This window comes from Pelosinus sp. sgz500959 (assembly GCF_042610375.1).
GTDB lineage: Bacteria > Bacillota > Negativicutes > DSM-13327 > DSM-13327 > CTSoil-075.
Window position 1 is genome coordinate 32,348 of the sequence record NZ_JBGJZL010000008.1, and the last position, 23,443, is coordinate 55,790.

26 protein-coding genes and 1 pseudogene are annotated in these 23,443 nt (G+C 37.1%); 8 read left to right on the forward strand and 19 right to left on the reverse strand.

Features of this window, described 5'->3' with window-relative positions; genetic code table 11:
• Nucleotides 1–9: 9 nt before the first annotated feature.
• Complete coding sequence (locus ACAN52_RS13420; RefSeq protein WP_378955409.1) at nt 10–1,176, reverse strand: HNH endonuclease; 1,167 nt, start codon at nt 1,174–1,176, stop codon at nt 10–12.
• 331 nt (nt 1,177–1,507) lie between these two features.
• On the opposite strand from ACAN52_RS13420, the gene ACAN52_RS13425 reads away from it, so the two are divergent.
• Complete coding sequence (locus ACAN52_RS13425) at nt 1,508–1,654, forward strand: hypothetical protein (RefSeq protein WP_378955410.1); 147 nt, start codon at nt 1,508–1,510, stop codon at nt 1,652–1,654.
• Between the two features lie 96 nt (nt 1,655–1,750).
• Here ACAN52_RS13425 and ACAN52_RS13430 read toward each other — a convergent pair whose 3' ends face one another.
• From ACAN52_RS13430 to ACAN52_RS13485, 12 genes are all read right to left on the reverse strand, one after another.
• A complete protein-coding gene (locus tag ACAN52_RS13430) occupies nt 1,751–2,284 on the reverse strand; it encodes a putative metallopeptidase (protein ID WP_378955411.1) in 534 nt (177 codons plus the stop codon).
• 92 nt (nt 2,285–2,376) lie between these two features.
• Nucleotides 2,377–2,631, reverse strand: a complete 255-nt coding sequence (locus ACAN52_RS13435) for an AbrB/MazE/SpoVT family DNA-binding domain-containing protein (RefSeq protein ID WP_378955412.1) — start codon at nt 2,629–2,631, stop codon at nt 2,377–2,379.
• A gap of 20 nt (nt 2,632–2,651) precedes the next feature.
• Nucleotides 2,652–2,852, reverse strand: a complete 201-nt coding sequence (locus ACAN52_RS13440) for a hypothetical protein (RefSeq protein WP_378955413.1) — start codon at nt 2,850–2,852, stop codon at nt 2,652–2,654.
• 31 nt (nt 2,853–2,883) lie between these two features.
• Nucleotides 2,884–3,108, reverse strand: a complete 225-nt coding sequence (locus ACAN52_RS13445) for a hypothetical protein (protein WP_378955414.1) — start codon at nt 3,106–3,108, stop codon at nt 2,884–2,886.
• The gene (locus tag ACAN52_RS13450; RefSeq protein ID WP_378955415.1) at nt 3,105–4,880 is read right to left on the reverse strand and encodes an ATP-dependent helicase; all 1,776 of its coding nucleotides are present in this window, start codon (nt 4,878–4,880) and stop codon (nt 3,105–3,107) included. Before ACAN52_RS13450 ends, ACAN52_RS13445 begins: the two co-directional genes overlap by 4 nt.
• A complete protein-coding gene (locus tag ACAN52_RS13455; protein ID WP_378955416.1) occupies nt 4,873–7,041 on the reverse strand; it encodes a hypothetical protein in 2,169 nt (722 codons plus the stop codon). The genes ACAN52_RS13450 and ACAN52_RS13455 overlap by 8 nt, the downstream gene beginning before the upstream one ends.
• Complete coding sequence (locus ACAN52_RS13460) at nt 7,041–8,027, reverse strand: hypothetical protein (RefSeq protein WP_378955417.1); 987 nt, start codon at nt 8,025–8,027, stop codon at nt 7,041–7,043. Before ACAN52_RS13460 ends, ACAN52_RS13455 begins: the two co-directional genes overlap by 1 nt.
• A complete protein-coding gene (locus ACAN52_RS13465; RefSeq protein WP_378955419.1) occupies nt 8,027–8,218 on the reverse strand; it encodes a hypothetical protein in 192 nt (63 codons plus the stop codon). Before ACAN52_RS13465 ends, ACAN52_RS13460 begins: the two co-directional genes overlap by 1 nt.
• A 163-nt stretch (nt 8,219–8,381) precedes the next feature.
• Nucleotides 8,382–8,864, reverse strand: a complete 483-nt coding sequence (locus ACAN52_RS13470) for a helix-turn-helix domain-containing protein (protein ID WP_378955420.1) — start codon at nt 8,862–8,864, stop codon at nt 8,382–8,384.
• 150 nt (nt 8,865–9,014) lie between these two features.
• Entirely contained in the window at nt 9,015–9,290 is a 276-nt protein-coding gene (locus ACAN52_RS13475; RefSeq protein ID WP_378955421.1) for a hypothetical protein, read from the reverse strand.
• A 353-nt stretch (nt 9,291–9,643) separates the two neighbouring features.
• Nucleotides 9,644–9,904, reverse strand: coding sequence for a hypothetical protein (locus ACAN52_RS13480; RefSeq protein WP_378955422.1), 261 nt, complete (start codon nt 9,902–9,904; stop codon nt 9,644–9,646).
• A 12-nt stretch (nt 9,905–9,916) separates the two neighbouring features.
• Nucleotides 9,917–10,168 carry a helix-turn-helix transcriptional regulator gene (locus ACAN52_RS13485; RefSeq protein WP_378955423.1) on the reverse strand — a complete coding sequence of 84 codons (252 nt, stop codon included), beginning with the start codon at nt 10,166–10,168 and terminating at the stop codon, nt 9,917–9,919.
• A gap of 132 nt (nt 10,169–10,300) precedes the next feature.
• Between ACAN52_RS13485 and ACAN52_RS13490 the strand changes: the two genes are divergently transcribed.
• From ACAN52_RS13490 to ACAN52_RS13505, 4 genes are all read left to right on the forward strand, one after another.
• Nucleotides 10,301–10,663 carry a helix-turn-helix domain-containing protein gene (locus ACAN52_RS13490; RefSeq protein ID WP_378955424.1) on the forward strand — a complete coding sequence of 121 codons (363 nt, stop codon included), beginning with the start codon at nt 10,301–10,303 and terminating at the stop codon, nt 10,661–10,663.
• Nucleotides 10,664–10,681: 18 nt separating this feature from the next.
• Entirely contained in the window at nt 10,682–11,149 is a 468-nt protein-coding gene (locus ACAN52_RS13495; protein ID WP_378955425.1) for an ImmA/IrrE family metallo-endopeptidase, read from the forward strand.
• Nucleotides 11,150–11,302: 153 nt separating this feature from the next.
• On the forward strand, nt 11,303–11,920 hold the full coding sequence (locus ACAN52_RS13500) for a hypothetical protein (protein ID WP_378955426.1): 618 nt from the start codon (nt 11,303–11,305) through the stop codon (nt 11,918–11,920).
• A gap of 13 nt (nt 11,921–11,933) precedes the next feature.
• Nucleotides 11,934–12,263 carry an Ada metal-binding domain-containing protein gene (locus ACAN52_RS13505; protein WP_378955427.1) on the forward strand — a complete coding sequence of 110 codons (330 nt, stop codon included), beginning with the start codon at nt 11,934–11,936 and terminating at the stop codon, nt 12,261–12,263.
• Nucleotides 12,264–12,351: 88 nt separating this feature from the next.
• On the opposite strand, the gene ACAN52_RS13510 is transcribed toward ACAN52_RS13505, so the two are convergent.
• Entirely contained in the window at nt 12,352–13,398 is a 1,047-nt protein-coding gene (locus tag ACAN52_RS13510) for a serine/threonine protein kinase (RefSeq protein ID WP_378955428.1), read from the reverse strand.
• A 229-nt stretch (nt 13,399–13,627) separates the two neighbouring features.
• On the opposite strand from ACAN52_RS13510, the gene ACAN52_RS13515 reads away from it, so the two are divergent.
• Complete coding sequence (locus ACAN52_RS13515) at nt 13,628–15,295, forward strand: AAA family ATPase (protein WP_378955429.1); 1,668 nt, start codon at nt 13,628–13,630, stop codon at nt 15,293–15,295.
• Nucleotides 15,296–15,409: 114 nt separating this feature from the next.
• Here ACAN52_RS13515 and ACAN52_RS13520 read toward each other — a convergent pair whose 3' ends face one another.
• Together ACAN52_RS13520 and ACAN52_RS13525 are read right to left on the reverse strand one after the other, a co-directional pair.
• Nucleotides 15,410–16,291 (reverse strand): DNA adenine methylase, encoded by an 882-nt coding sequence (locus ACAN52_RS13520; RefSeq protein WP_378955430.1) that lies wholly within the window; start codon nt 16,289–16,291, stop codon nt 15,410–15,412.
• Between the two features lie 655 nt (nt 16,292–16,946).
• Nucleotides 16,947–17,282, reverse strand: coding sequence for a pentapeptide repeat-containing protein (locus tag ACAN52_RS13525; protein ID WP_378955639.1), 336 nt, complete (start codon nt 17,280–17,282; stop codon nt 16,947–16,949).
• Between the two features lie 1,082 nt (nt 17,283–18,364).
• Here ACAN52_RS13525 and ACAN52_RS13530 point away from each other — a divergent pair.
• Together ACAN52_RS13530 and ACAN52_RS13535 are read left to right on the forward strand one after the other, a co-directional pair.
• The gene (locus tag ACAN52_RS13530; RefSeq protein ID WP_378955431.1) at nt 18,365–18,766 is read left to right on the forward strand and encodes a hypothetical protein; all 402 of its coding nucleotides are present in this window, start codon (nt 18,365–18,367) and stop codon (nt 18,764–18,766) included.
• Nucleotides 18,767–18,854: 88 nt separating this feature from the next.
• Nucleotides 18,855–19,949, forward strand: a pseudogene (locus tag ACAN52_RS13535) (recombinase family protein); the annotation flags it as partial.
• Nucleotides 19,950–20,328: 379 nt separating this feature from the next.
• On the opposite strand, the gene ACAN52_RS13540 reads toward ACAN52_RS13535, so the two are convergent.
• The 3 genes from ACAN52_RS13540 to ACAN52_RS13550 all read right to left on the reverse strand — a co-directional run bounded on the left by ACAN52_RS13540 (nt 20,329) and on the right by ACAN52_RS13550 (nt 23,432).
• Entirely contained in the window at nt 20,329–21,492 is a 1,164-nt protein-coding gene (locus ACAN52_RS13540) for a YifB family Mg chelatase-like AAA ATPase (protein WP_378955433.1), read from the reverse strand.
• Between the two features lie 282 nt (nt 21,493–21,774).
• Complete coding sequence (locus ACAN52_RS13545; protein WP_378955434.1) at nt 21,775–22,380, reverse strand: histidine kinase; 606 nt, start codon at nt 22,378–22,380, stop codon at nt 21,775–21,777.
• Nucleotides 22,381–22,874: 494 nt separating this feature from the next.
• On the reverse strand, nt 22,875–23,432 hold the full coding sequence (locus ACAN52_RS13550; protein WP_378955435.1) for a UbiX family flavin prenyltransferase: 558 nt from the start codon (nt 23,430–23,432) through the stop codon (nt 22,875–22,877).
• Nucleotides 23,433–23,443 lie beyond the last annotated feature (11 nt).

The following is a 23,443-nucleotide window of genomic DNA, read 5'->3' on the forward strand; positions in this document are numbered from 1 at the left end:
TTACACCCCCTATCCCCTCGCTACTACCATTTGAGCCCGACAATCACACTGGATAGTACCTTCCTTTTCTCCTCCCCATGAAGTTGGCACCAGATCCACATACCACCCACGCCCTTTACACTTGGGGCAATCAGTCGCAATGTATGGCAAATAGTTAACATAGACCTGTTCATTCATGAAATTATAAGGACTTTTCATGAACTGCACCGCTTTACCATCAGCCTTCATACGCATTGAATACTTACTAGCAGCTAAAGCTAAATCAGCTGACTTAACCCCCTGCGCCGTTAATACACTCCAAACTTGAAAGGCTAGTTCCATACCTGATTTTTTAGGATATGCACGCCAAAAAGCCATAAACTCCAAATTCCCGGTAATCTCAGATGATTCTACAACAATGCCCTGATTAACGGGCACAATGCGCGCTGGTGTTTCCTCGCCAGAGTTCCCCGAAGGGTATAAGTCATCTACACTACTCGTATTTAAAAAGTTATCCACAGTTTTTAGATCCTCGTGTACGTGCGCGCTGGATTCAGTTATGGATAGGGATATGGATTCAGTAATAGGTAATAGGGAATCCGCATTTTTTGTAACTTGCTTATCACTTTCTTGCCGTGTAATTAAATTACTAGTAACTTGCAGACTATTACCTTTACCTGAATTGCAATAAATGCACAATGTTTGTAAATTGCTATCTTCATTTGTTCCACCTTTTGAACGCGGAATAATATGGTCAATGCTTAATCGTTCTGTACTATCACACTTTTGACATTTGAAATTGTCACGGGAGAAAATGCGTTGCCTTTGTGTCGGTGGAACATAGTAAGGAATACAACCACTATCAATATGTCCTGGCATAGCTGGTATAGTACTTGCAGCTTCTTTCGGATGTGGATTTTGATGGCGAACAAAGTTTGTAATTTGAATATAGTCAATACTTTCAATAAAATATCTAGTAATAAATCCTTGCTCGTGTAACGAACTAAGAAGTTCATCAACATTGCAATTATCAAATGGCAATATCTCAGCTTTAATCCGTTTTGGTCTATCTTCTAACCGTCCTTCTCTATCTGATATTGTCCATAATCCTGCAAATAACAATCTTGCTAAAGGCTCACACTCTGCCAATTCATCATTTGTAAAAAATCCTGGTTTAATATTTCTAGCCCGTGCCATTCTCCCACCTCGATTTACGCTGTTTTCTTATTAATCGCCATTACGCCTCTATACCGCCAATTTGCACAATTTGAAGGCTCATACATCTCATCAGTAGCTATTTTACTTACCGCATTATCTCTGCACCATTTAGGGTCATAGTCGCAATACTCGCCAACTGCACATCCCCAACATGGGGAGTTATATTTATCTTTCATGTGCTCACCTCTGTATAATTCATAATCACCTAACAGATACTACATACTGGAGAATTTTTTTAACAAAATCAACCTTTAATAGAACCTCATTTAAACTTATAGATTGGACAAACTATCACCAGGAGGTGATCAGTTTGAAAAAAACACTTATTTCAGGTATGTTTTCAAGCGTTTCTGATGCTGAATTGGTTACTGAATTGCTTGATGCTGCTGATTTTAACGATAATCTAGATAATGCAAATGGAGACTCAAATCCTGATGAACCAAAATATAATAGTTAGCTATTGAAATGATAAATTAAAACTCTATTACTTGCCGCTCCACCTACAAGTGGAGCGGTTTTTCACTGTTGACCGATGACACAGGTATTCGAAAAATCATTTCACGCGTCGTATTGTCATGTCATCCTCAAATAGCCTTGGCTGCCTCATCAGATCCCAATTGCCGTCTACCTCTAATAGATTTGGTACAAGCCGATTCTTACTATCCCAATCCGTCCCGACATTATAGGCAATCTCACCAAACTCTTCAATATCATAGGCCTTTAACTCACCATCAGTATCAATCTTCCGTAGCTCTCGGTAGATTACCAAGACAACCTGGGCCCAAGTCATGTTCTCAATATTCTTTTTGAATACCTCGACCAGATAGCAAAAATTCCGACCCGTTGTTTGTTTTAAAATATCTTGCCATTTCTCAGGCAGTTTGCTGATTTGAGCATATTTGAGTTTATTACGGTCCTTACCGCTGCCCTCTAAATTTTCTATGAACAATATCGCAGGTACTGGAATATGCTTAAGATCTTGAGATTTTTGGGCTAGCTTATGAGCTAACGGAGTATATATCTCATTATTGATCATAAACTTGCCTGACCACTCATCAAGAATCACCAGGCGACGCGCTTCTCCCATTTGATCCACCTCACTTACTACTAATAATTCCCAGGAAATATCTTTAGGTAAAAGTGCGACAAAGAGATAAACAATGCCGCACTTTCTTAAATTTAGATAGCTTGATTTCGCATGGATTCTAGGCAGGACTTACAAACTAATTTACTTTTGTGGCTGATGATATCATCACCACTACCACAAAATATACACACGCAAGTAGGCTCATATTTACGAAGAATAATCCGATCATGATCTACATAAATTTCTAAACCGTCTTTTTCCGCGATATTAAGAGTTCTACGAAGTTCGATAGGAATTACTACCCGCCCAAGCTCGTCCATTTTTCTTACAATACCAGTTGATTTCATAATATGTATCCCCCTTTTATTTAATTAGCAACCTTAAATCTATCAGCCCTAATAAACTGATCACACGCTTTACGTCCCTCTGATACTGTCGTGGCAGTCTTCTGCAGTTCATTGTTACCGAGTTCATAACATACTTTAATGCCGACTCCTCTGTAGGCTTCGCAGTTAAAATGAAGGCAATCTCCACACCTTTTGATAGGAATACTATTTTTACAAGCCATACAACCAACCTCCCTATCATTTAATAACAGACTAACTAGTTACCTTGTGCCTCTTTGCTCTTGCCATGTCTAACATGACAGCAACCTTTACCTTATTTACGGTCTCTATTGGCCAAAGCTTTGGACTATATTTTGAAGATGAATATATTTTAACGGGTTCTTTTAGGATTCCACGTTTCACTAGATTGTTTAAACGCCATACAGTGAACTGAATACCTTTTTCTTTCAGGAATCCTAATACTTCTTCTGTCGTCATGATATTTCACCAAGGAACTGACTTGGCAGTGCCTCTATCGGCGATCCATTCCACCCATTCATAATCATTGGATGAGTAATATATAATCGATTCTTCGCCCTGGTAAGAGCCACATAAAAGAGCCTACGTTCTTCCTCGAGGTCACCACGTTTACTTGGAAACACGCCCTGGTTCATGCCAGCAATAAATACGGTATCAAATTCTAGACCTTTACTTGCATGGATCGTCATGACCTTGACCGCATCCCGTTCCTCGATGAGCTTTTCCTGGACATCACGGTACCTGAGGTATTTCAAAAATGCTTGAACAGTGTAGTTTTCGCCTAGATCACTCTTCGATTTTTCCCATACAAAAATTGCATTCTCAGCTTGTGTCATATCATTTAGAGTTTGCAATTCTAATGTTTCTCGAATCGCTGTAAAATGTTCTAAGGGGCTGTATAGTCGATCTTCAACAATAATGCAGAGTAATTTATTAACGATATTTGTTATCTCTCTAAGTTCATAATCAGAGACTATTGCTTCATATAATGACATATCATTGCCTCTAGCCCTAAACTCGAGTTCTGTCACCTTTAAAGCTGTTACTTTACCGCGAATAATCTTTTTAGCAGCAATATCATCACTGAGGTTATAGAGAAAGTACATCCAGTCAATGATCGGCCTTACTGTCGGAGCCTTATATGGATCATCCCTACCAGCTACCCTATGAGCTGGTATCTGCTTTTGCTCTAAATGCCAACAAAGGCTGTCTACCCGATCATTAGTCCTAGCCAATACTGCAATATCTTTATAAGACACATTAAATTCTTGGTGCATATACTCAATTTGTTTTGCAATGGTAATTGCTTCTTGGGTTGCGTTCTCGTAGCAAAAAGTTAAAACATCCGCACCCGACTTATGAGCTATCAGGATTTTTTCAGTTTGGCTGGTATTGTGCTTGATCAATTTATTAGCCGCACTCACTACCTGCTCCGTAGATCGATAATTGTCTTCTAGTTTAATGACTTCGCAATCAGGATACTGATCAGGGAAGTTAAGTATGTACTCAACCTTGGCACGTCTCCAACCATAGATAGCCTGAAAGTCGTCACCGACCACAAAGAAATTTTTAGGCTTTAACAGCTGCAGCATTCTCATTTGGTCATCTGAAGTATCTTGAAACTCATCTACGAATACGTGTGTGTAATTTTGCTGGTATTCAATTAGTGCCTCAGAATGGTTATTCCATAACCGATATACTTCAATGATGAGCCTATCTAGATCGATAGCATTATTTTGCTTGAGCCGGTATAAGTATTCCTTATGCACTCTGGCTTCTTCCACATATTTAGGAAGTGGCCATATATCAAATTCAGCAACTTCAAGAATCCTTTTTACTGTGGTTACACTCCCAAACTCCGTAATGATTCGTTTAAGTATTTCCTCCCGGTCTTCTTGGTCATAAATGGTGAAGTTTTGGTCAAGGCCAATTTTATGGCCCCACCGTTTCAGAACACTTACACAAAAGGCGTGAAAGGTACCGCAAAATAATTGCTTACCATGTTCTTCGCCGATCAGTTTAATGACACGTTCTTTCATTTCCTTGCCAGCGAGCCTAGTAAAGGTGAGTGCTAACATATTGGTCGTTCCTATACGATGTTCGTTGAATAGATGGGAAATTCTGCGAGTCAGGACAGTGGTTTTACCACTGCCTGCTCCTGCTAAACATAGGATAACTGGGGAGGTAGATGTTACCGCCTGTAATTGTTGAGGATTTAAGCCTTTAAGCACTTTGCTTCACCCCCGCCTCGGTAACCACCGTATAACTACCATCACCCAAATCCGACACGGTCCATTCTGGTGCTTCAAACTCAAATGCAATGGCGCCAGCTAGAATAATATTGTCCAGCTTATGTTTAACCTTAGTTAGTCCATCAAGCAACATCCCAAAATTCTGCCTATCTAAGTGATTTAAATCATCCATGACTAAGATTCGAAGTTTAGGTTGCGCTCGATCGATAATCGTCACCATCATGGCTGCTAGGAATATAGTCTGCTGTCCGGTACTCAATGCATCAAAGTTTACATGATGGCCCTTCTCATTAATCCAACCAAACTGGAAAATTTCCTTACCAGTATCAGATTCAGTCTGGAAGAAAGGTTCATGATCAAATCCCATGGGAGCAAGATTACCACGAATATCTTGACGTATCGGTTCAAGGATCTCCTTAACGAGTTCACCTTGTACACCCTTGGCTCCTAATGACTCACTGATCAGCTTTAAGCAGTTAGCATGGTACTCAGCCTTTCGATTCTCTAGCATCGACTGCTGCACTAATAGCAATGTCTGCTTGGCCTGCTCTTTGCCCTCAATTGATTTTTTCAAGCCTTCAATTTGGTGCCGTAATCCAGAAGCCTGCATACTGAGTAATTCAGTTCCCGTCACGGCCTCCACTGGTTCTATCATTAATCGATTTAACTCTTCTTGGTATAATTTCAGCTTATTATTGCGGTCAGTAGTTGCGATAAGACGTTCATTCTTTTTCTGAGTAAGTTCTGTAATGGATTTATTAATACTTGTATTACGGGTATTGGCATCTTGGACTTGCTTCATTAATTTGTTTATTTGGGCAACCAACTCTGCATCTTCTGTTTCCAGTGCCTTAATTTGCTTTTCCACTTCTTCTAGCGAGATCTGTAATTCAGCAACTGCAGTTGCTGCTTCATCTTTTTTCTTAGACACAAAACCATCAAAGCCAGTGAAATCCTTCTCGCACTTAATCATCGTGCCAATAATGCACTTTCCACCAAGTTCAGTCGTTTTTACCAAGGCTTGCTCTAGAGCTGTGACAGTACCTTGAATCATTCCAATCTTATCCCGGATACCTTGACGATTATTTTCAATCTGCTGTTTTTGCTTTTTAATCTCTTCCCTGCGGCTATTTATAGTTTTAGTCTCAGTTTCAGTATTAGGGACTACCGCAAGTTGACTATTATGCTCTGCAATCTGCTGATCGAGATCAGTAGTACTGTTATTAACTACCACTTTCTGTAATTCAGCAATCAGTTTACGAAGTTCACTGAGCCGATCATTGCGTTTAGTGAGAGCTTTTTTCTTTGCCTCATCAGCAGTAATATTCTTTTCGAATTTGATCAACTGCTCCTGGAGCTCATCCAGTTCTTTTTTACTGCCAGCAATATTACGGTCCGTTTCATCAAGTTCATTCTTCATTTCAGAGATTTGACGAACAGCTCCCTGAGCATCCTTTTGTTTCTTATCCCAAATAGATTTTTCAAGGGCTACCCAGTCAAGCATGGCGCGAAGTCCCTCTTGCACTCCAAAACCTCCAGGATATTCGGCAATGACCTTACCGATCAATTCTTGCATGATCAAAAATTGATCATAATTATTAGTCTTTAAACTCAAAGTGAGAAGGTTGTCACAAAGGTACTGTTCAATCCTTTCGCGATCCCAAGTATCTGACTTAATCGGGCTAAGGCTATAGATAAAATCTCTACGCTTAGTATCAGATAGGCTGAGAAATTCAGCAAAATCCATCATCACTGGAAAATTACCAAGTTCAGACTGAATACGATTTTTTTTATCAGAGTCAGTACGCTCTCCCTTTCCTGGTGAAAGAGCAATACTTTCCTTTGTTGATGTGATTGCCTCACCTGTTTTTGTATCACGCTTATTGGTTTTATTTAAAGATCGTACAACCTGGATTGTTTCGGTCCTTAACCCAACACTCATGCTGTCACCAGTAGCCATTTTAAAAATATCGGCTGCCGTCTTTTTCTGTCCTGGCATATAACCTAACATCCCATAGCCCAAGGCCTGGATGCGAGTGGTTTTACCCACCCCATTACGGCCAATGAAGATATCCATACCCGTCAGTTCCTGAGTAGCACTTTGACCCTTCATATTTTTAAAATCAATCGATTTAAGCATTAGTAAGAGTCACCTCCGAAGAAAGTATTTTGATTCTTAGGCGATTCTTCCACTTGAGCCGTCACTATTTTCTCTTCGTCATCTACATCAATGGTCATATCTTCCACAGAAGCTTCACCAGTAACGTTGACAACATCTACCCGTTGTCCATTAATGACAATTTCCTCGCCACGTTCTGCCCTAGCAGCGATATCCATCAAGGTTTTAGGATCATCATCTTTGATGTAACCGATAACCATTTCACGGGCTATAGTCTTTTTTTCTGGTCCTTGAGCATTTACATAGGCAAGATGAGACAAAGCAGGATGTTTACCAAGTGCCAGGCGTTCGGCAATAGTTTGGGCATTCCGTTCAGCAAATTGCTTTTTATTAATGAATGTATCAATGGCTTTCAGTATTTCTTTATGGCTGACATTAGCCCAAACTCCAAGAGAACCGTCAATTTTATAAAAGATACCGGTACGCTTTTCATCTTCCGTCAGCATTTGCTCCATGCATATCCGTCCGGATCCCTGATTGTATTGAACCTTTTTCATAAGATCCTGGAGGAAGTAAGCATTAATGTCATATAGTAGCGTAGCGCTAGTAATCACTAGATTACCCATAGGACTATACCCTATTGCTAACTTTTTTACCCAAACCTTACGCAAAGTACCGCTTTCCTCATCAATTACCGGGAAGGGATTTACTACAACTTGTCCAGTCGGCAACGTAAGTTTTTCAGGTGTCACAATACTAAGTCCGCAAATTTGATTTGCTCGATAGAATCCTTTACCAGTAGTCATTGCCTTGCCTTGAATGACTGCAATTTCACCGTTGGCTTCACTGAGGACCACAGCACCTTTAACCGATTTAATAAAGCCATCTACAGTACGTCTTACGAATACTTGCCCATCACCTAAGGCAGCAATTGATTGCTTTTTCACTAACTCTAATTCTTTGGCGACCTCACCAAGAGTAGCCAACTTACTTTCAGGTATTGCCATTATTCATCATCCTCCAAATTTTCTTTACCAAGACATTCGTCACAAAATTGATCATTACACTCAACCTCATCATCAGTGAGCGGTTTTTCGCATATTTCGCAATATTGTTGCTCAGATCTAACTGCCGACCAAAAGTGCCGATTCGGATAAGCTGCACCCTCAGACGATCGTTCCGACCAATCAGGTATCATTCTTTTGCCCCACTTTCTGGCCTAATTTAAAACACAGAATCATAAAGTACTTAAATTTCAAAGGGAATTTATCAAAGTATCTAGGGTTATTTTTAATCACGTCCAACACCCTTTCTTGACCGTCATACGTTGCACATGGTACAATAATTTTGAAAATTTTTATTTAACTCGTAAATCGTCTGTGCGCCAACACAGGCGATTTTTCTTTTTGAGTCGGTGCAAACAATAAAGATAAAGCCGCACCAATTAAATGATTAATTTCAGTTAATACCCTATTCCACTGTGTGTGCTCATGATCATCAATGCGACCATCACATGTAACTTCAATCATGTCGCCACTAACAGCGTGAATATCAGCCATTTCTTTTTGTAACATTAATACACTAGTGGGAAGGTCCCGAAATTCTATATTGGGTAAGTATTTCTGGCCAACTGGATTTGATGTTTTTAAATGTTGATAAGCCAGCCATGGGGTGCAGTATATTTCAATCATATTTATTACGACATCCGATGGTGGTATAGTAGCTCCACGTTCATATGCTCTAAGCGATTCAACACTGATATGCATCATTTCGGCTACTGGTTCTTGCTTTAAATCAGTATGAAACCTAGCGGCTTGGTATATTGTCAAAGGCATCTTCTGCATTCATTTTCACCCCCTCTCATGAGATAATGACATCAAGAGGATCTTCCTTTGCGTTCTCACCCCCACTCAGCCTGTCCATTGGATGGGCTATTTTTTTAATAAGTTAGCAACCATAAAATCACTAGGCAGCAGCCATACATCAAAAACGCTTTAAGTAGCTTTCTTTTTCGTGGTTCCATTATCGGTAGCGATAGGTTGAACCGAATATTTTGCAATTCTCTCATGTTCTTGCCTTTCACGCTCCTGTCTTACTTTCTCAGCTTCTATGGCTGGATTGATCTTCAGTACAATTTGTGCGGCTTTTTTGCGTCTTTCATCATCATCTTTTTCTGGTATATATACACGTTCATAGGCAACTAACATACGACCAACCTTATAAATTTCCATACCATCACGTATTGCAATTAAATTGCTACTTACTGCCACATTTCCACCCCCTTATTACTTATCCAGCACCACAATCGCTAGCAATATTAAAACCGCGACTGCAATACCAACGCCTTGCGCGATTTGATTAACTTCCATAAATACCTCCATCACTCGTTCTCTCTTGATACGCTCCAGAACGCTGTGCGTATCGCTACGAGTCGCAATTTTATTAAAAAGATTAATTAGTTCTTTGACAATTTTATACAGGTCAAATTCACTTATTGTTGAATTATCACTTCGAAAAGAGGTGATATTAGTGAAAGCCAAAACCTATAAACACAACTTGAAGACCGGACATCTCGATGAAGTAGAAACTGTAATAACTTTTTTTACTTTACATGGTTGGGAGTTTATTGATCTTGAGCCTGCCGAAAACTTTCTACCCACTCACGTACTTTTCGAATGGAAGCATAAGCATCCTCCGGTGTATCCTCCTGGTTACTAGGTAAAGCAATTCCAGCGATGTACATTTGCAACATATCGCCATCTTTTGGCTCATATATTTTCTTACTGTCTTCTACTTCATCAAAAAAGCGATTTAAATCATTTGCATTGTCAAAAATAACAATGCCACGAAGGTATTTTGTTGCAATAAACACATAGTCGTTCAATTTTTCACCACCTTAGCTAGCTTGGGGCTTTTGGCAAATGTTATTGTTTATTTTCTGAACATTTTCAGATAAAAAAATTTCATATGGATGGTCGAATCCTAAAAATCTTGCAATACTATACGCTTCGCTGATATCTACACTGTCTGCATCTCCACTTTCTATTCTTCCATATCTTTGTCTATCAATATTTGCACCTGCTGCAACCGCCTTTTTAGAATAGCCTAATCTTTCACGAACCATAATTAGCCCAATTCTTTTCGCCATTCTCACCACTTCCTTGTCTATTTTATAAACACATTATACTGTTTATTTTCTAAACAGTCAACTATTTTCTAGACATTTTTTCATTTTTTAAACAAAATAGTTTATTATATAAACATAAAGGAGGCGTTATTTTTGATCAATAAAGATAATGTTTTTAAGGAACGTATTGCGGAACTATTCGAAAATGAGAAAGATCGAAATCCTAAGATGACCCAAGAAGAATTTGCCGGGATATGTGGAGCTTCCAGAAGTCAATTTACAGGCTGGCTTTCAGGACAAGGATCACCAAACCCTAATATGTTACGGAAAATTGCAACAGCATGGAATGTTTCTACTGATTGGCTCGTTGGTAAAACGGATATTAGACAACCTATTGAAACCATCGCAGCTCATCGCACTGATAACATTATGGATGGCCTTCCTCCCGAAGCTGAAGAACGCGTCTTAGAATTCATCGAATTAATGAAAATCAAACACGGAAAGAAAAGTACTTAACATATAGAAGGTGATATAATGCCAGACGCTATGTTACAACTCGCAAAAGATGAAGGAATAAAAGTTGAAGTATTTGATTTTGTTCCTCCAGTACGTGGTATTTATTACGCAGGAGAAGATACGCCACCTATCATAGGATTAGACAGTTCTTTAATGAGCGATTCTCCTTTATTGCGCTCCGTCTTAGCAGAAGAGCTAGGGCACCATTTCACAACAGTCGGTTGTTTTATGCCTCGTCAATTTTATAACCACAGTGACCGCTTACATATTAGTAAGATAGAATTTAAAGCCATGCGCTGGGCAGTAAATCATTTGATGCCAGAGGATGATCTAATAGACGTTATCGGCAGCGGTCTATACGAGCCATGGGAGATAGCTGAACACTTCAACGTTGTTGAAGAGTTCGCTAAATTTAGGTTGCGCTTGTTTGGAGCAAAAGAAATAAAAATCACAGCATCATTTCATTGTAGAATGAAAGCGCTGTGATTATTTTGTAGTATTCTAACGAACATAAGTTCTTTTTATCAAACAATATCAATGTGATATATAAGATATATTGAAAGAAGCATTTTTTATGAATTTTAAAGAAGAAATTAAAAAACTTGCAGTACAAATTCAGCAAAGAAAAGAGGTTAAATCATGGATGACTTAAAAAACATACTTCTAATTGTTGTGCTTATCGCATTTCTTTATTATCGTTATAAAATACAAGTTAAAGCTTCTGCCTTTAAGAAAATGTTACTACACAACATAAAAATGACATTAAGAGAGTCTGGTCACTTCTCAAACTATCAAATTCTTTATGGCGACATTAAACATGGTGACATCGCGGCTATTGCAGTAGATAACATTAGTCAAAAAACAGCACTTATTTATTTTGTTAACAAGGAAGATCCTGGAGCATTATCCTCAACTTTTTATTCACCTAACGAAATTGTATCCGTTGAAATATTAGAAGATAAAGCCGCCATTATGACTACTAATCGAATGAGCCAAGCTGGTGGTTTTGTTGTAGGTGGATTATTAAGCCCTGCTGGAGCTGTTATTGGTGCCCTAACTGGTAAAAAAACTACGAATGAAATAGTTAACAACATTGATCTTAAATTAGTTGTTGAAAACCTACGAGAGCCCGTGATAATTTTTCCTTTCTTTAACGGAAAAGTAAAGAAAGGAACTTCAGAATACAAAAAGGTTATTCAAGGTCCTCAGCATTGGCATGCTAAATTTAGCACATTGATACATATTGGGAAAAAATAAGGGCGATCTAGCTATGAAACCATCCAAAAGAATTTATCTGCAATTATTACTGTTCCTCTGCTTTGCAATCAGCATAACAACAATCTTCCCTACCCCAGCCCTATCCCATCAACCAATGATCGCAAATCACATTATACATCTTGACGACTGTGCCGGTGATACTCTTAGACCAGCTATTCCACAATCGGAGGGTGCTTATGTGGGCAATTCTCATACAGGTAAGTTTCATTATGCAGGTTGCCGATATGTAGGCATGATGTCTAATAGTCATAAGGTTTATTTTGATAGTCGTGAAGAGGCTGCTGGGGCTGGGTATGTGGCTTGTAAGGTTTGTAGGCCGTAGATTAGATAATATAGTAAAAGACACAACACTAATCCATTAATGGATAGGCTGTGTCTTTGTTTATTTTATAGAATATATTTGATTTTACTTAGTCCTCTTCTCGAGGACAATATACGCGAAAATCAGTAATACCTGTCAATATCATCTGGATACTTTCCGATAATGCTTCTGTATAATCTGGTACAGTCCAAACATGAGGTGGTTTTGTGTTAGGAGACAATTCAATATCAAGAAGATCACCGATTTTTTCAATTGTTATAGCTGACAGTTCATTAAAATTATTGAGCTCAATATTGTAAGGAAATTGAATCTCTTCTGATAATGTATCTCGTATTTCCCACAATTCAGCACGTTCATCTTGATCTTTTTTTAATGCTTTCAATATCATATCTGATATCTTTTTTGGTATTAAAGGGTTTACTTCCTTAGGCGGTTGTGGTTCTGTATTTATATGAGCAAATGCAATCGCAGGAAGAGGTAAATTAAACACACTTCTACCAGTGAATAATTCATATAAAGTACATCCTAATTGATAAATATCAGTTTTTATTGTATGCGGCTTATTTTCCCATTGTTCTGGTGCAGCATAATTATAAGTCATAGTTTCTTTAACAGTATGAGCTCTTGTTGATGCATTTATAATTCTCGCCAGACCAAAATCACCTACTTTAATAACTCCATAATTAGAAATAAAAGAATTTAGCGGTTTAATATCTCGATGGAGTATTCCTTTTTTATGTGCATAGTCCAGTCCTTTACATATCTCAAGACCAATAAATAAGCTAGTGTTAAAATAAGTTACGGGATCTAAAAAATTTCTATCCATTATCCATTGATGTACTGTTATTCCATCAATATATTCCATGACAATATACTCAATATCTATATCTTGGTCAACGTCTAATACTCCTACAATATTGGGATGCCCTAATAAAGCTGCTCCAGCTTTGGCTTCATCTTTAAAAATAGCTAGTGCATCTGCATTAGCTTTTATATATTGAGGCAAAATCGTTTTTAAAGCAACACTACGATTAAGTCTATTATCAACAGATTTCCATACTTGTCCCATTCCTCCAGGGGCTATTAATTCTTCTATTAAATATCGGTCATTTGCTACGAACCCAGGTTTAAACATTCATTCACACCCAATCTAGATTTTGCATATTCCTCTGTATTTATGTTCTGTAAAATATTATTTTTACCTGCTGTTTTATAAACAAAATAGCATTTTTTAGAACATTATGTAAAAAAATCAATTTAATTAGCATATTTTAGAAGGATTTCCCTGATTCAGTGTGTAAATTAATATGTTATGGCTTAGAGCAGAATTTAAATAATTAAATGTCTTAAGAAGGAGATTTATTATGGTTTGTAAGTTATCAATTAAACAATATCGTAAGATTAAAGATTTAGAGTTCGATTTTACTAGCGGAATTAATGCTATCTCTGGTACTAATGGAACCTGTAAAACCTCACTTTTACATATTATAAGTAATTCATTTCAAGCAGTTAATAAAAATTGTACTTGGATACAAGATAGTACCTGCATAGAAATTATAAAAAAAATTAATACTATTACGAATCCTAAAGTTGAAAGTTTGACTCGTGGCGATAAACAATATAATGATCCTGCAAGGGGGCAAAAAGGCTCTTTATTTACAATAGATTATTTTAACAGAAATCCTTTGTCTTTTAGACGACACAATTCTATAAGTAGTAATAGATATGCAATTAAACCATTTTACCAAAGAGGTTCAAAGGACTCTTTGCCATACTGTCCAGTAGTTTATTTAGGATTATCACGTTTACTTCCTTTCGGAGAATTTCAGAATGATGATGCAATTGAAGGAATTAAAAAGACTTTGCCCCTCGTTTATCAAGAAGAAGTAACGAAAATATACAAAGAATTTACGGGAATAACAATATCATCGTATACAGCTCCTCAAAAAATGGGAGATATAAAAATTAGAGCAGACTTTTCTAGTGATAAAGATGGAATCGATTCTAATACTATTTCTGCTGGAGAAGATAATTTATTTATTCTGATTACTGCTTTAGTATCACTTAAATATTATTACAATTGCATTGAATCTACTAAAACCGTAGAAAGTATTTTACTAATAGATGAGTTTGATGCTACTTTGCATCCTGCATTTCAATTTAAACTTTTGAATTTATTTAAAGATTATTCTCATAACTATAAAATACAAATTATATTTACTACCCATAGCTTATCCCTTTTAGAAAACGCACTTGATCAAAAGCATAATGTTATTTATCTTCTTGATCATATTACTTCCGTTACGCAAATGGTAGATCCAGATATATATAAGATTAAGATGTTTTTAAAATCGATTACTAGATATGATATTTATGTTGACAAAGCAATTCCAATTTTTACAGAAGATGAAGAAGCACGGTTATTTTTAAATATTATATTTGATTATTTTGTAAAAAATTATGGTGATGTCTTTTCAAATGTTAGACAATATTTCCACTTTGTAAAGGCCAATCTTGGTGCAAATAATCTTTTAGATATATTTAGTGATGACAAATTGCTAAGATGTACAATGAGATCTATCTGCATCTTAGATGGAGATCAAAGATCCAAAAGAGATCTTGAAAAATTCATATTAATATTGCCAGGAGCAGATTCCCCCGAAGAATTAATAATGAACTATTCAAAAATTTTATTTGATAAGGATGATCCATTTTGGACAGATGATACAATTCTATATCACAATTTTGGAAAAGTTTATTATAGAGATAACATTCGCCAAGATATTGATGGAATAGCAATAAAGCTTGAAGAACTAAAATCCGGGGGAAAATCATCTAAAGGTGTAAAGAGAGAAGAAAATAAAAAAGTCTTTAACAAGCATAAGCGTTTTTTTGAATTATTATTTAAGCATTGGGTGAATAATGGAGAACATAAGCATCAATTAGAAAAATTTTACAAAGATTTACAAATAATGTTTATTAAAGTTTCAGAATTTCACGAAATCAGTCCCAAAGAATGGAAAATACAATAGCTATACTCCTTATACTTATGAGCAAAAGACACAGCAATGTTCCACTAATGGATATGCTGTGTCTTAATTTATGCCCTATTTTTCTATTGAGCTTCAATAAATAAATAGAATGCTTTATGCTAAATCTTCTTTAAAAATTTCTTGAAAAAATGGTGGTATTTCTAAATTAGAAATTAGTAATTCCTGTTCTTTTCTACTTTTCGAAACAGAATAATCAAAATATACTCCTTGCATACCGATAGCTTTGCTATAAAACTTTTTAATCTCCTTATGGTTATCATAACTAACTAGCCATGGTATATCATACTTTAGTAAGGTCTTTGCTAATTGCTTATGTTCCTCATGTTCATACCAATATCGGTAAAGCGAGGCACCTTTTTCATAGTATGGTGGATCCACATACAAAAAAGTATTATTAGTACATATACTTTTCTTATTTTTTTTCAGATAATCAATAGCATCGTCAAATACTACTGTCACATATGGTTTCAGTTTAGAAATAGTTTCAATCTGCTCAACCAGACGTTCTTTATTAAATCGACAGTCAATTTTATACTTTGATAATTGGCTTCTTCCCCCAATCGGACCAGCTTTTAAAATACCGGAGAAATTAGTTCTATTAAAGAAAATTCCTGCAAGACCTAACTCACCTACTGAAAATTTCTTTGCAGCATCATAATCCTTATAAATTTGGAAGCTATTCCATGTATCAAGATTTATTGGTAAATTATGTATCATTTGGATTAATTCATTGGGTTGTGTAAAAACAGATTGCCAAAAGGAATAAATTAGAGGATCTCGCTCAATAATGGTAGCCTGATTGACTATTCCTTGATTTAATAATTCTAATGAAATAATAGCACTACCGGCATAAGGTTCAATTATAGAGCACCCTTCAAGATAGTTATCTTGAAGTAGATTAGAAACATATTCACACAAAGAAGCTTTACTTCCTGGATAACGTAATGGGCTAGCAAGAGATAGTTTTGTTGGCATATATACATTCACCGCCATATAAAAAATAGTATAGTATTATTATTTATCAAAACTTAATTGTTGGCCAGCGACGTATACAACGATTTATATACACTTTCCCTCTTATAACACCTCTGGACGATCTTATACGAACCTATTCTCTATATCTCATCTTTTCGATTAACTATTTAGAATATAGTATACCAAACTAAATAAGCCGGATGAAGCACGTCCTTCTAAAATAGTCGCATTAGGTCTTACATGAGTAGGTTGATGCATAGTAAGATTAAGAAATTCTTCAGTGTCAGAAGTATAGCTTGCCGCAGTACCAAATAGAGTAATGAAAACACGTTGTATTTGTCGATCTGGAATTAATATTTGATAATTATTATTTTGGCGATAATGTTTTATTAAAACACCTAATGCTGGATCAGTACCATTATTTTGTGTTTTCAACCTCAAGAATTCGTTAGAATTCATTTTTTTAAGATGATATTTGAAAGCTTGTTCAATTATTGAGCGAAGCAAAGTTGTTGCTGCTATTGGGTAAGACTGATATGCTGCTAATCCTCTATTTGGACGTTGCGAAAAGCCTTTGATTTCTTCAGCTACTGATATTAGACCTTGATTTTCTGGCTGATCAGCTACTGTACTCCAAATTAAAGCTTCAAAAAAACTATTGGATGATGGTGACGGTGCTCCTGAGCCAGATGTTCCTGCACCAGATGCTCCTGATCCAGATGTTCCTGAACCTGATGCTCCTGAACCTGATGTTCCTGAGCCAGATGTTCCTGAACCTGATGCTCCTGAGCCAGATGTTCCTGAGCCTGATGTTCCTGCACCAGATGCTCCTGAACCTGATGCTCCTGAACCTGATGCTCCTGAGCCTGATGTTCCTGAGCCTGATGTTCCTGAACCTGATGTTCCTGAGCCGGATGTTCCTGAGCCTGATGTTCCTGAACCAGGAACCACCTCGTCTAGAATTTCCTGCACTCCTGGTACGTTGCTCCAACTTGGAGTTCGAGTATCAATCTTTTCTGCAGCATCTGTCGCTATATATGCACAGTACATAATTTGTTGAAGAATTCTTTCAAATTTTCCACTAGGTAAATCACTTTCTGGTCTTAAAGTAGTGATATTGAATTTTAGCTTAAATGCAGCCTTTGCTCCTCTGGTTGTAAATATTCGAATAAATGGAGTAGTTTCAATTTTAAATAAGTTTAGCTGGTTTTCTTTTTGAGAAGGAGTCCAACATGGTAATGAATAGCCAGCATGAAAAAGATAATATTCTGTTATATCTTTTTTTATTTCTGCTTTAGGAAAGTTATTTGAGGATGCTATTTCATCGACTGTTTGCCCTGCAGCAAATTTTTCTTCAAAAAACTTCATTTTTGCAAGTGGATCCCACCGTTCAACGCCCCCAATGTGCCGTGCCGCAAGGAACTGATCCGCAGCTTCGCGAGACTGGACAACATCCACATCGATTTCATTTATTGAGTTTCGAGTAATGTCATTAATACTAACAAAGCCAAATTGATAGAATTGAGGTATAAGAGATGGGTCTAGTAATAATTGACATGCACAGACACGTCTATTACCCTCTAGTATAATATATTCATTTTCTTCATTTTTAAAAACAACAACTCGTTCTCCTGGATATAACCCACCAGCTGTAACTATCTGTCTTGCCAATTCACGAACCTTAGAATATTGCAAAAGGTAAATACGAGCATTTTCCTGAGTCGGTTGAGTAGCTAAAAAACGCGGATTTCTTGCATCAAGTTTCATGATTAAAGGAGATATTTTAGTAGCAGTAAATTGTGTATTTATATCAGGCATCGTTTGGCCTCCAAATTCCATAATAATTAGTTAGGAAAAAGTTGTTCTACAAATTACATTCTATAAAAAACTGATACTTTCCTGCTATTTTACAAATAAATAGCATTTAAATAGCATTTTTTGCAATAATGTGTAAAAAATAAAAGGAATTTCTTGATTAATAATAGAAATTAGGATGTTAAATACTTTATCGTTTTTTTTAGAGCTATAATTAAATATATCTATGAAGCAAGTAAAATTTAGGAGGAGTAATATATGTTTTTTGATACTGATGATGAAAATAAAACTAATAACTTTAAAGATAGTAGCCAGAAAATTAAAGGACTTTTACGATCATACATCTTAACATATGATGTATTTTACATCGGGGAAAAAAATAGTGATTCTGCTGATAAAATAAGGAATATAATTAAAAAATATGTGCAAAATAGCCAAAAATATGAACAACTTGGACAAACTGTTTTTCTTCTATCTAGGACTGAAGATCAAGAAGAAATTTATAATGATATTAATAATGCAGTAACTAATGCTCGATTTTCTTTAAAATCGAGTGCCAAACATTCTGACTATGCTGTGAATATCACGATTGCCCAAATAGCAGAAAAAGATCATATACCTCTACTAAAAAAAGATATTTGTCATAAATATCATGAATAATTAATTATACTCTAAGTTTTCATATGCGGCTAAGCCGCGTTTCTTTTTACTCAAAAAAGAACATATGTTTTAACAAGGAGATGTTTTTATGTTAAACGTAGCAATTTACTGCCGAGTATCATCCGAAGACCAACAAGAGCGCGGCACCATAGAAAACCAAATCGAATTCGCAACAAAATACTGTGACCTGCACCAGTTAAACATAATTCAGTGGTACAAAGATGATGGAATTTCAGGTGCACTCCCTTTCGAATTACGCCCTGAAGCCTCTCTAATGCTCCAAGACGCACAAGAAAAGAAATTCGACACTCTCCTCTTCTATCGCCTTGATCGATTTGGCAGAAGCGCCCGAACTATCCTCAATGGTGTTCACACATTAGAGCAGTATGGAATAAAAATCAAATCCATGACTGAGCCTTTCGACACGGGCGATCCAGCTGGCCGATTCTTGCTTACGATTCTTGCTGGCGTCGCCGATCTTGAACGCTCCAATATTCTTGAGCGACTTTGGCATGGAGCCAATCGTGCTGCACGTAATGGCAAATGGCTTGGTGGGATTTGTCCATATGGCTATCGAGTTGATGAAGAAGGATTTCTTGCTGTTAGCACGATTCCTCTTCCAGGCTTTGAAATGTCCGAATCTGATGTTGTACAAATGATTTATAGGCTCACTACCGAGCAACACATGAGTACGATTAAAATAGCCGATTACCTTAATGCTCTCGGCCTACCACCTAAATATGCAATCGAAGGTCGTAAAGTCGCACGAGGCAAGCGTAAAGAAAATACATCCGGTCATTGGCTACCAGGACGTGTTAGAAACATGATCGTGCAAACTACTTATAAAGGAATACACGGATATGGTAAACGCTCTAAAAAAGAACGTGAAATCATCGAACGCGAAGTACCTGCAATTGTTCCTATAGATGTTTGGGAAAGTGCCCAATTAGTCTTAAAAGATAATCAATTAGAGGCTACACGCTGCGCTAAACATAAGTATTTACTCCGCTCCCGCGTTAAGTGCTCAATATGCAATTTAAACTACTCTGGTACAGGTTTTAAAGGTGCTAAAGGAGAGCGTACGCCTTACTATGTCTGTAATGGCAAAACCACATACAGAGGAAAGTATATGGGAAAATGTCCATCTAAAAATATGCCTGCTAACTGGTTAGATGAAAAGGTTTGGGATGACTGTGTTGACTTTATTAATAATCCTGGCAAATTGCTAGATGGTGATGGTCTATCACCAGAAGAAGAAAGTAATGTTTCAACTGAACAGGAATTGAAGATGATAGCCTCTTCCCTTTCTCAAAAAGATTCAGAAATACAGCCTATACTCGACCTGTACCGTAAAAGATTGATCACCGATAAGGATGTAGAAGATCAGTTGTCAAAAATCAATAATGAGAAAACTTCGCTTGAAACCAAACAAAAAGAATTAAAAAACGCCCTTGCTACGACCACTGATGAGATGAATCGTAGAAAGGACGTTATCTCTCTATTAGATAATCTAAAAGAAAAGATTGCAGGTGAAATTACATGGGAAACTAAGCGTGATATAATTAAGCAACTGGTACGTGAAGTAATCGTTCATACGAAACACTCTGAAGATAGAGATGAGCCCGAAGTAAAACTGTCTGTGAAGTTTGTTTTCTCACAGGATGTTCCATGCACGGACATGGATTCATAGCGGATATTAGCATGAACTTAGCTGGGTATGAAAAAGATGCATTGACTCGTGAGATCGTCACCTGTCCATCCTCTACAGGTTGACGTAAAGCTTCCAATACCATCCTAGGAAATTCAGCAAGTTCATCTAAAAATAGCACTCCATGATGACTTAAGGTAACTTCTCCAGGTCTTGGAATACGTCCACCTCCTACCATGCCCGCCCCTGAAATTGTGTGATGGGGACTACGAAAAGGTCTGATTGTCACTAAACCTGAATGATTATGTAATAAATCAGCAATGCTATAGATTTTAGTCACTTCCAGGGCCTCTTGTGAGGACATAGTCGGTAAAATAGATGTAATACGCCGTGCTAACATCGTTTTACCAGATCCTGGAGAACCGATCATGAGTAAATTATGTCCCCCCGCAGCAGCAATTTCCAAGGCTCGTTTAGCGACCAGTTGCCCTTGTACATCCGCAAAATCTTCAATATTTCCAGAGGATTGTTTGACACCTAATTGTTTTTCTTCACAAGATAAGCTCTTGTTATTTCCAAGATGGAGTACTAACTGCGCTAAAGTAAGGGGTGCATACGTATTGATCCCCTCTACTAATAGTGCTTCTTGTACATTTTCTTGGGCAACAACCATATGTTTAATTCCTTGTTCACGACAATGAATAGCCATGGGTAATATACCCGATATGCCTCGTAATTTTCCATCCAAAGATAACTCACTGACAAATAAATAATCTTGGTAATGAGCCCAAATAAGTTGTTCACTAGCTACTAAAATACCAATCGCAATGGGTAAATCCAATCCTGAACTATCTTTCTTTAAATCAGCAGGGGCCAAGTTGATCGTAATACGCCGTGAAGGAAATTCAAAACCAGAATTTTTAATGGCCGCTCGTACCCTCTCTCTCGATTCGCGAACGGCCGTATCAGGTAAACCTACAATATCTAAAGCTGGTAAACCATTCGATATATCAACTTCTACAGTAATTAACACACCATTAAGTCCAAGGGTTGTTGAGCCGAATGTTTGAGAAAACATAATTCTTTTATTACCCCCATCTATCCCCCACCTTATCAGTGGTCAGCAAATCATGATTAACATTATTTATCCTTTAAAACATCTCACTATACTATTTCCAATAAATTCTAGTATCATTCTATTATCCTAAAATTGTTTGATAAATAAAAACCGTCCCACTCAATCAAGAGCAAGACGGTAATCACTATTTTTCAATCCGCGCCAATATATCAGTCTTTATTACCCGCGAGTCGCAAGGGTTAAATAATTCGCCCCATGTATTTTTTTGATACAACCTGTCTGTTACTTACTCAGAGTATGCTGAACCTGCAACTTTCCACTACAAATGGGGCAAAAGTCATGGGTTAATTCCGCTTCTGAATGGGTCATTAAATAGTTTTGGAGCGAATGCCAATCCCCCTGATCATCGCGGATACAGTGACATAATGAACATATAGGAATCAGCCCTTGAATTTGCGTAACGAGAGAAACATCTTCTACAAGCACAATAACCATCCGCATGTTTCCGTATACTATGGGTGATGCCGTCACCAACAAGATCCATCTCTTCACTACACCATCAACGACGAGATCAAAATTTCCTTTGTTGCGAGATACCGTGCGACCTTCCAACGCTTCAAGTACACTTTTCCGTAATACACATCTCGAGCAGAAACTCGCCCCTCCGCATCCCCCTGGACCACGAGCATGAATACACTTTAAAACATCTCCACACTTTTGCAAGTGAGCTTCTTCACCGGAAATACATAAAAAATCCTGAGCTGCTTCGTTTATACCTTGTACTCTCACGTCATTGTTTACAATCATTACAGCTAATGGCATAGTTTTTAGAATAAAAGCAGCAAAACTTTCATCTAGCTCTTTCGATGAGTGTAATAACCTTTGCATTATTTTCCACCACCCAAAATTATACTAACAATCTATTTTCTCACACTTGCTTCTGCGTCGATCACATATAACGAAATATAAAATTCTATAAAACTCAAAAAATTGTTAAATTAATAATTCCAAGTAGAATTTCCCCTTCCTAAAAACTGCTCCCTTAATTTTTCATAGTTTTAAATCATCTTTTATAGAATTTATATTTGTTATAAATTACAAAATTCCTGCTAATCAATTTGCTCTTTTCATCAAATCACTCTTAGTAGGATTTGCAGAAAAGAGGATTTTCGCAAGTAATCAGGACGTATATTTGACGTACAACCTGGGCTGAAGAGGAATTTTGTATAAATGTGAATCGATTAATAGAAGAAAATATCTCCTGCAAAGAGAACCCGTTAAAGCTGATTTTCTAGCCTTAACGGGTTCTTACAAATGCCCCTGTAGATAACACCCTCACTCCCCAATCCTAGAATGGAGAGTGCTTTATAAATACTAGAAAATTACTCCCCTTGCCAACGAGGAAATAAGTTGTGTTCAACACCAATTGTATCGCAAATTTTTCCAACCATCATATCAATCACAGCTTGCAAATTCTCAGGACGGTGATAAAAACCAGGACAAGCTGGAACAATCCTAACCCCTAATTGAGCTAGCTTAAGCATATTACCTAAATGTATGGCACTAAAGGGGGTTTCCCTCGGTACAATAATCAACTTTCGCCCTTCCTTAAGCATGACATCTGCGGCACGACCAAGTAAATTATCGGCAATACCATTAGCAATACCACCTAATGTCCGCATAGAGCAAGGAACTACAACCATTGCATCTGTTCGAAATGAGCCACTGGCTATACAAGCCCCAATATTATTGATATCATGTAAAAAATCTACTTTTCCCATAATATCCTCTTTTTTAATACCACATTCATACTCTAAAACTTGCCAACCAGGTTCTGAGACCACAGCGTGAATTTCACACCCGGCATCTTTAAGAACTTGTATTAACCTAAAACCGTAAATAGCACCACTTGCACCTGTAATGCCTACAATGATTCTCACGTTTTACTTAC

Coding starts and splice junctions, on each gene's coding strand:
- ACAN52_RS13420 (WP_378955409.1), bottom strand. CDS start 1,176: ATGGCACGGGCTAGAAATATTAAACCAGGATTTTTTACAAATGATGAA.
- ACAN52_RS13430 (WP_378955411.1), bottom strand. CDS start 2,284: ATGGGAGAAGCGCGTCGCCTGGTGATTCTTGATGAGTGGTCAGGCAAG.
- ACAN52_RS13435 (WP_378955412.1), bottom strand. CDS start 2,631: ATGAAATCAACTGGTATTGTAAGAAAAATGGACGAGCTTGGGCGGGTA.
- ACAN52_RS13440 (WP_378955413.1), bottom strand. CDS start 2,852: ATGGCTTGTAAAAATAGTATTCCTATCAAAAGGTGTGGAGATTGCCTT.
- ACAN52_RS13445 (WP_378955414.1), bottom strand. CDS start 3,108: ATGACGACAGAAGAAGTATTAGGATTCCTGAAAGAAAAAGGTATTCAG.
- ACAN52_RS13455 (WP_378955416.1), bottom strand. CDS start 7,041: ATGCTTAAATCGATTGATTTTAAAAATATGAAGGGTCAAAGTGCTACT.
- ACAN52_RS13460 (WP_378955417.1), bottom strand. CDS start 8,027: ATGGCAATACCTGAAAGTAAGTTGGCTACTCTTGGTGAGGTCGCCAAA.
- ACAN52_RS13465 (WP_378955419.1), bottom strand. CDS start 8,218: ATGATACCTGATTGGTCGGAACGATCGTCTGAGGGTGCAGCTTATCCG.
- ACAN52_RS13470 (WP_378955420.1), bottom strand. CDS start 8,864: ATGCAGAAGATGCCTTTGACAATATACCAAGCCGCTAGGTTTCATACT.
- ACAN52_RS13485 (WP_378955423.1), bottom strand. CDS start 10,168: ATGGCGAAAAGAATTGGGCTAATTATGGTTCGTGAAAGATTAGGCTAT.
- ACAN52_RS13495 (WP_378955425.1), top strand. CDS start 10,682: ATGCCAGACGCTATGTTACAACTCGCAAAAGATGAAGGAATAAAAGTT.
- ACAN52_RS13500 (WP_378955426.1), top strand. CDS start 11,303: ATGGATGACTTAAAAAACATACTTCTAATTGTTGTGCTTATCGCATTT.
- ACAN52_RS13505 (WP_378955427.1), top strand. CDS start 11,934: ATGAAACCATCCAAAAGAATTTATCTGCAATTATTACTGTTCCTCTGC.
- ACAN52_RS13510 (WP_378955428.1), bottom strand. CDS start 13,398: ATGTTTAAACCTGGGTTCGTAGCAAATGACCGATATTTAATAGAAGAA.
- ACAN52_RS13515 (WP_378955429.1), top strand. CDS start 13,628: ATGGTTTGTAAGTTATCAATTAAACAATATCGTAAGATTAAAGATTTA.
- ACAN52_RS13520 (WP_378955430.1), bottom strand. CDS start 16,291: ATGCCAACAAAACTATCTCTTGCTAGCCCATTACGTTATCCAGGAAGT.
- ACAN52_RS13530 (WP_378955431.1), top strand. CDS start 18,365: ATGTTTTTTGATACTGATGATGAAAATAAAACTAATAACTTTAAAGAT.
- ACAN52_RS13540 (WP_378955433.1), bottom strand. CDS start 21,492: ATGTTTTCTCAAACATTCGGCTCAACAACCCTTGGACTTAATGGTGTG.
- ACAN52_RS13545 (WP_378955434.1), bottom strand. CDS start 22,380: ATGCAAAGGTTATTACACTCATCGAAAGAGCTAGATGAAAGTTTTGCT.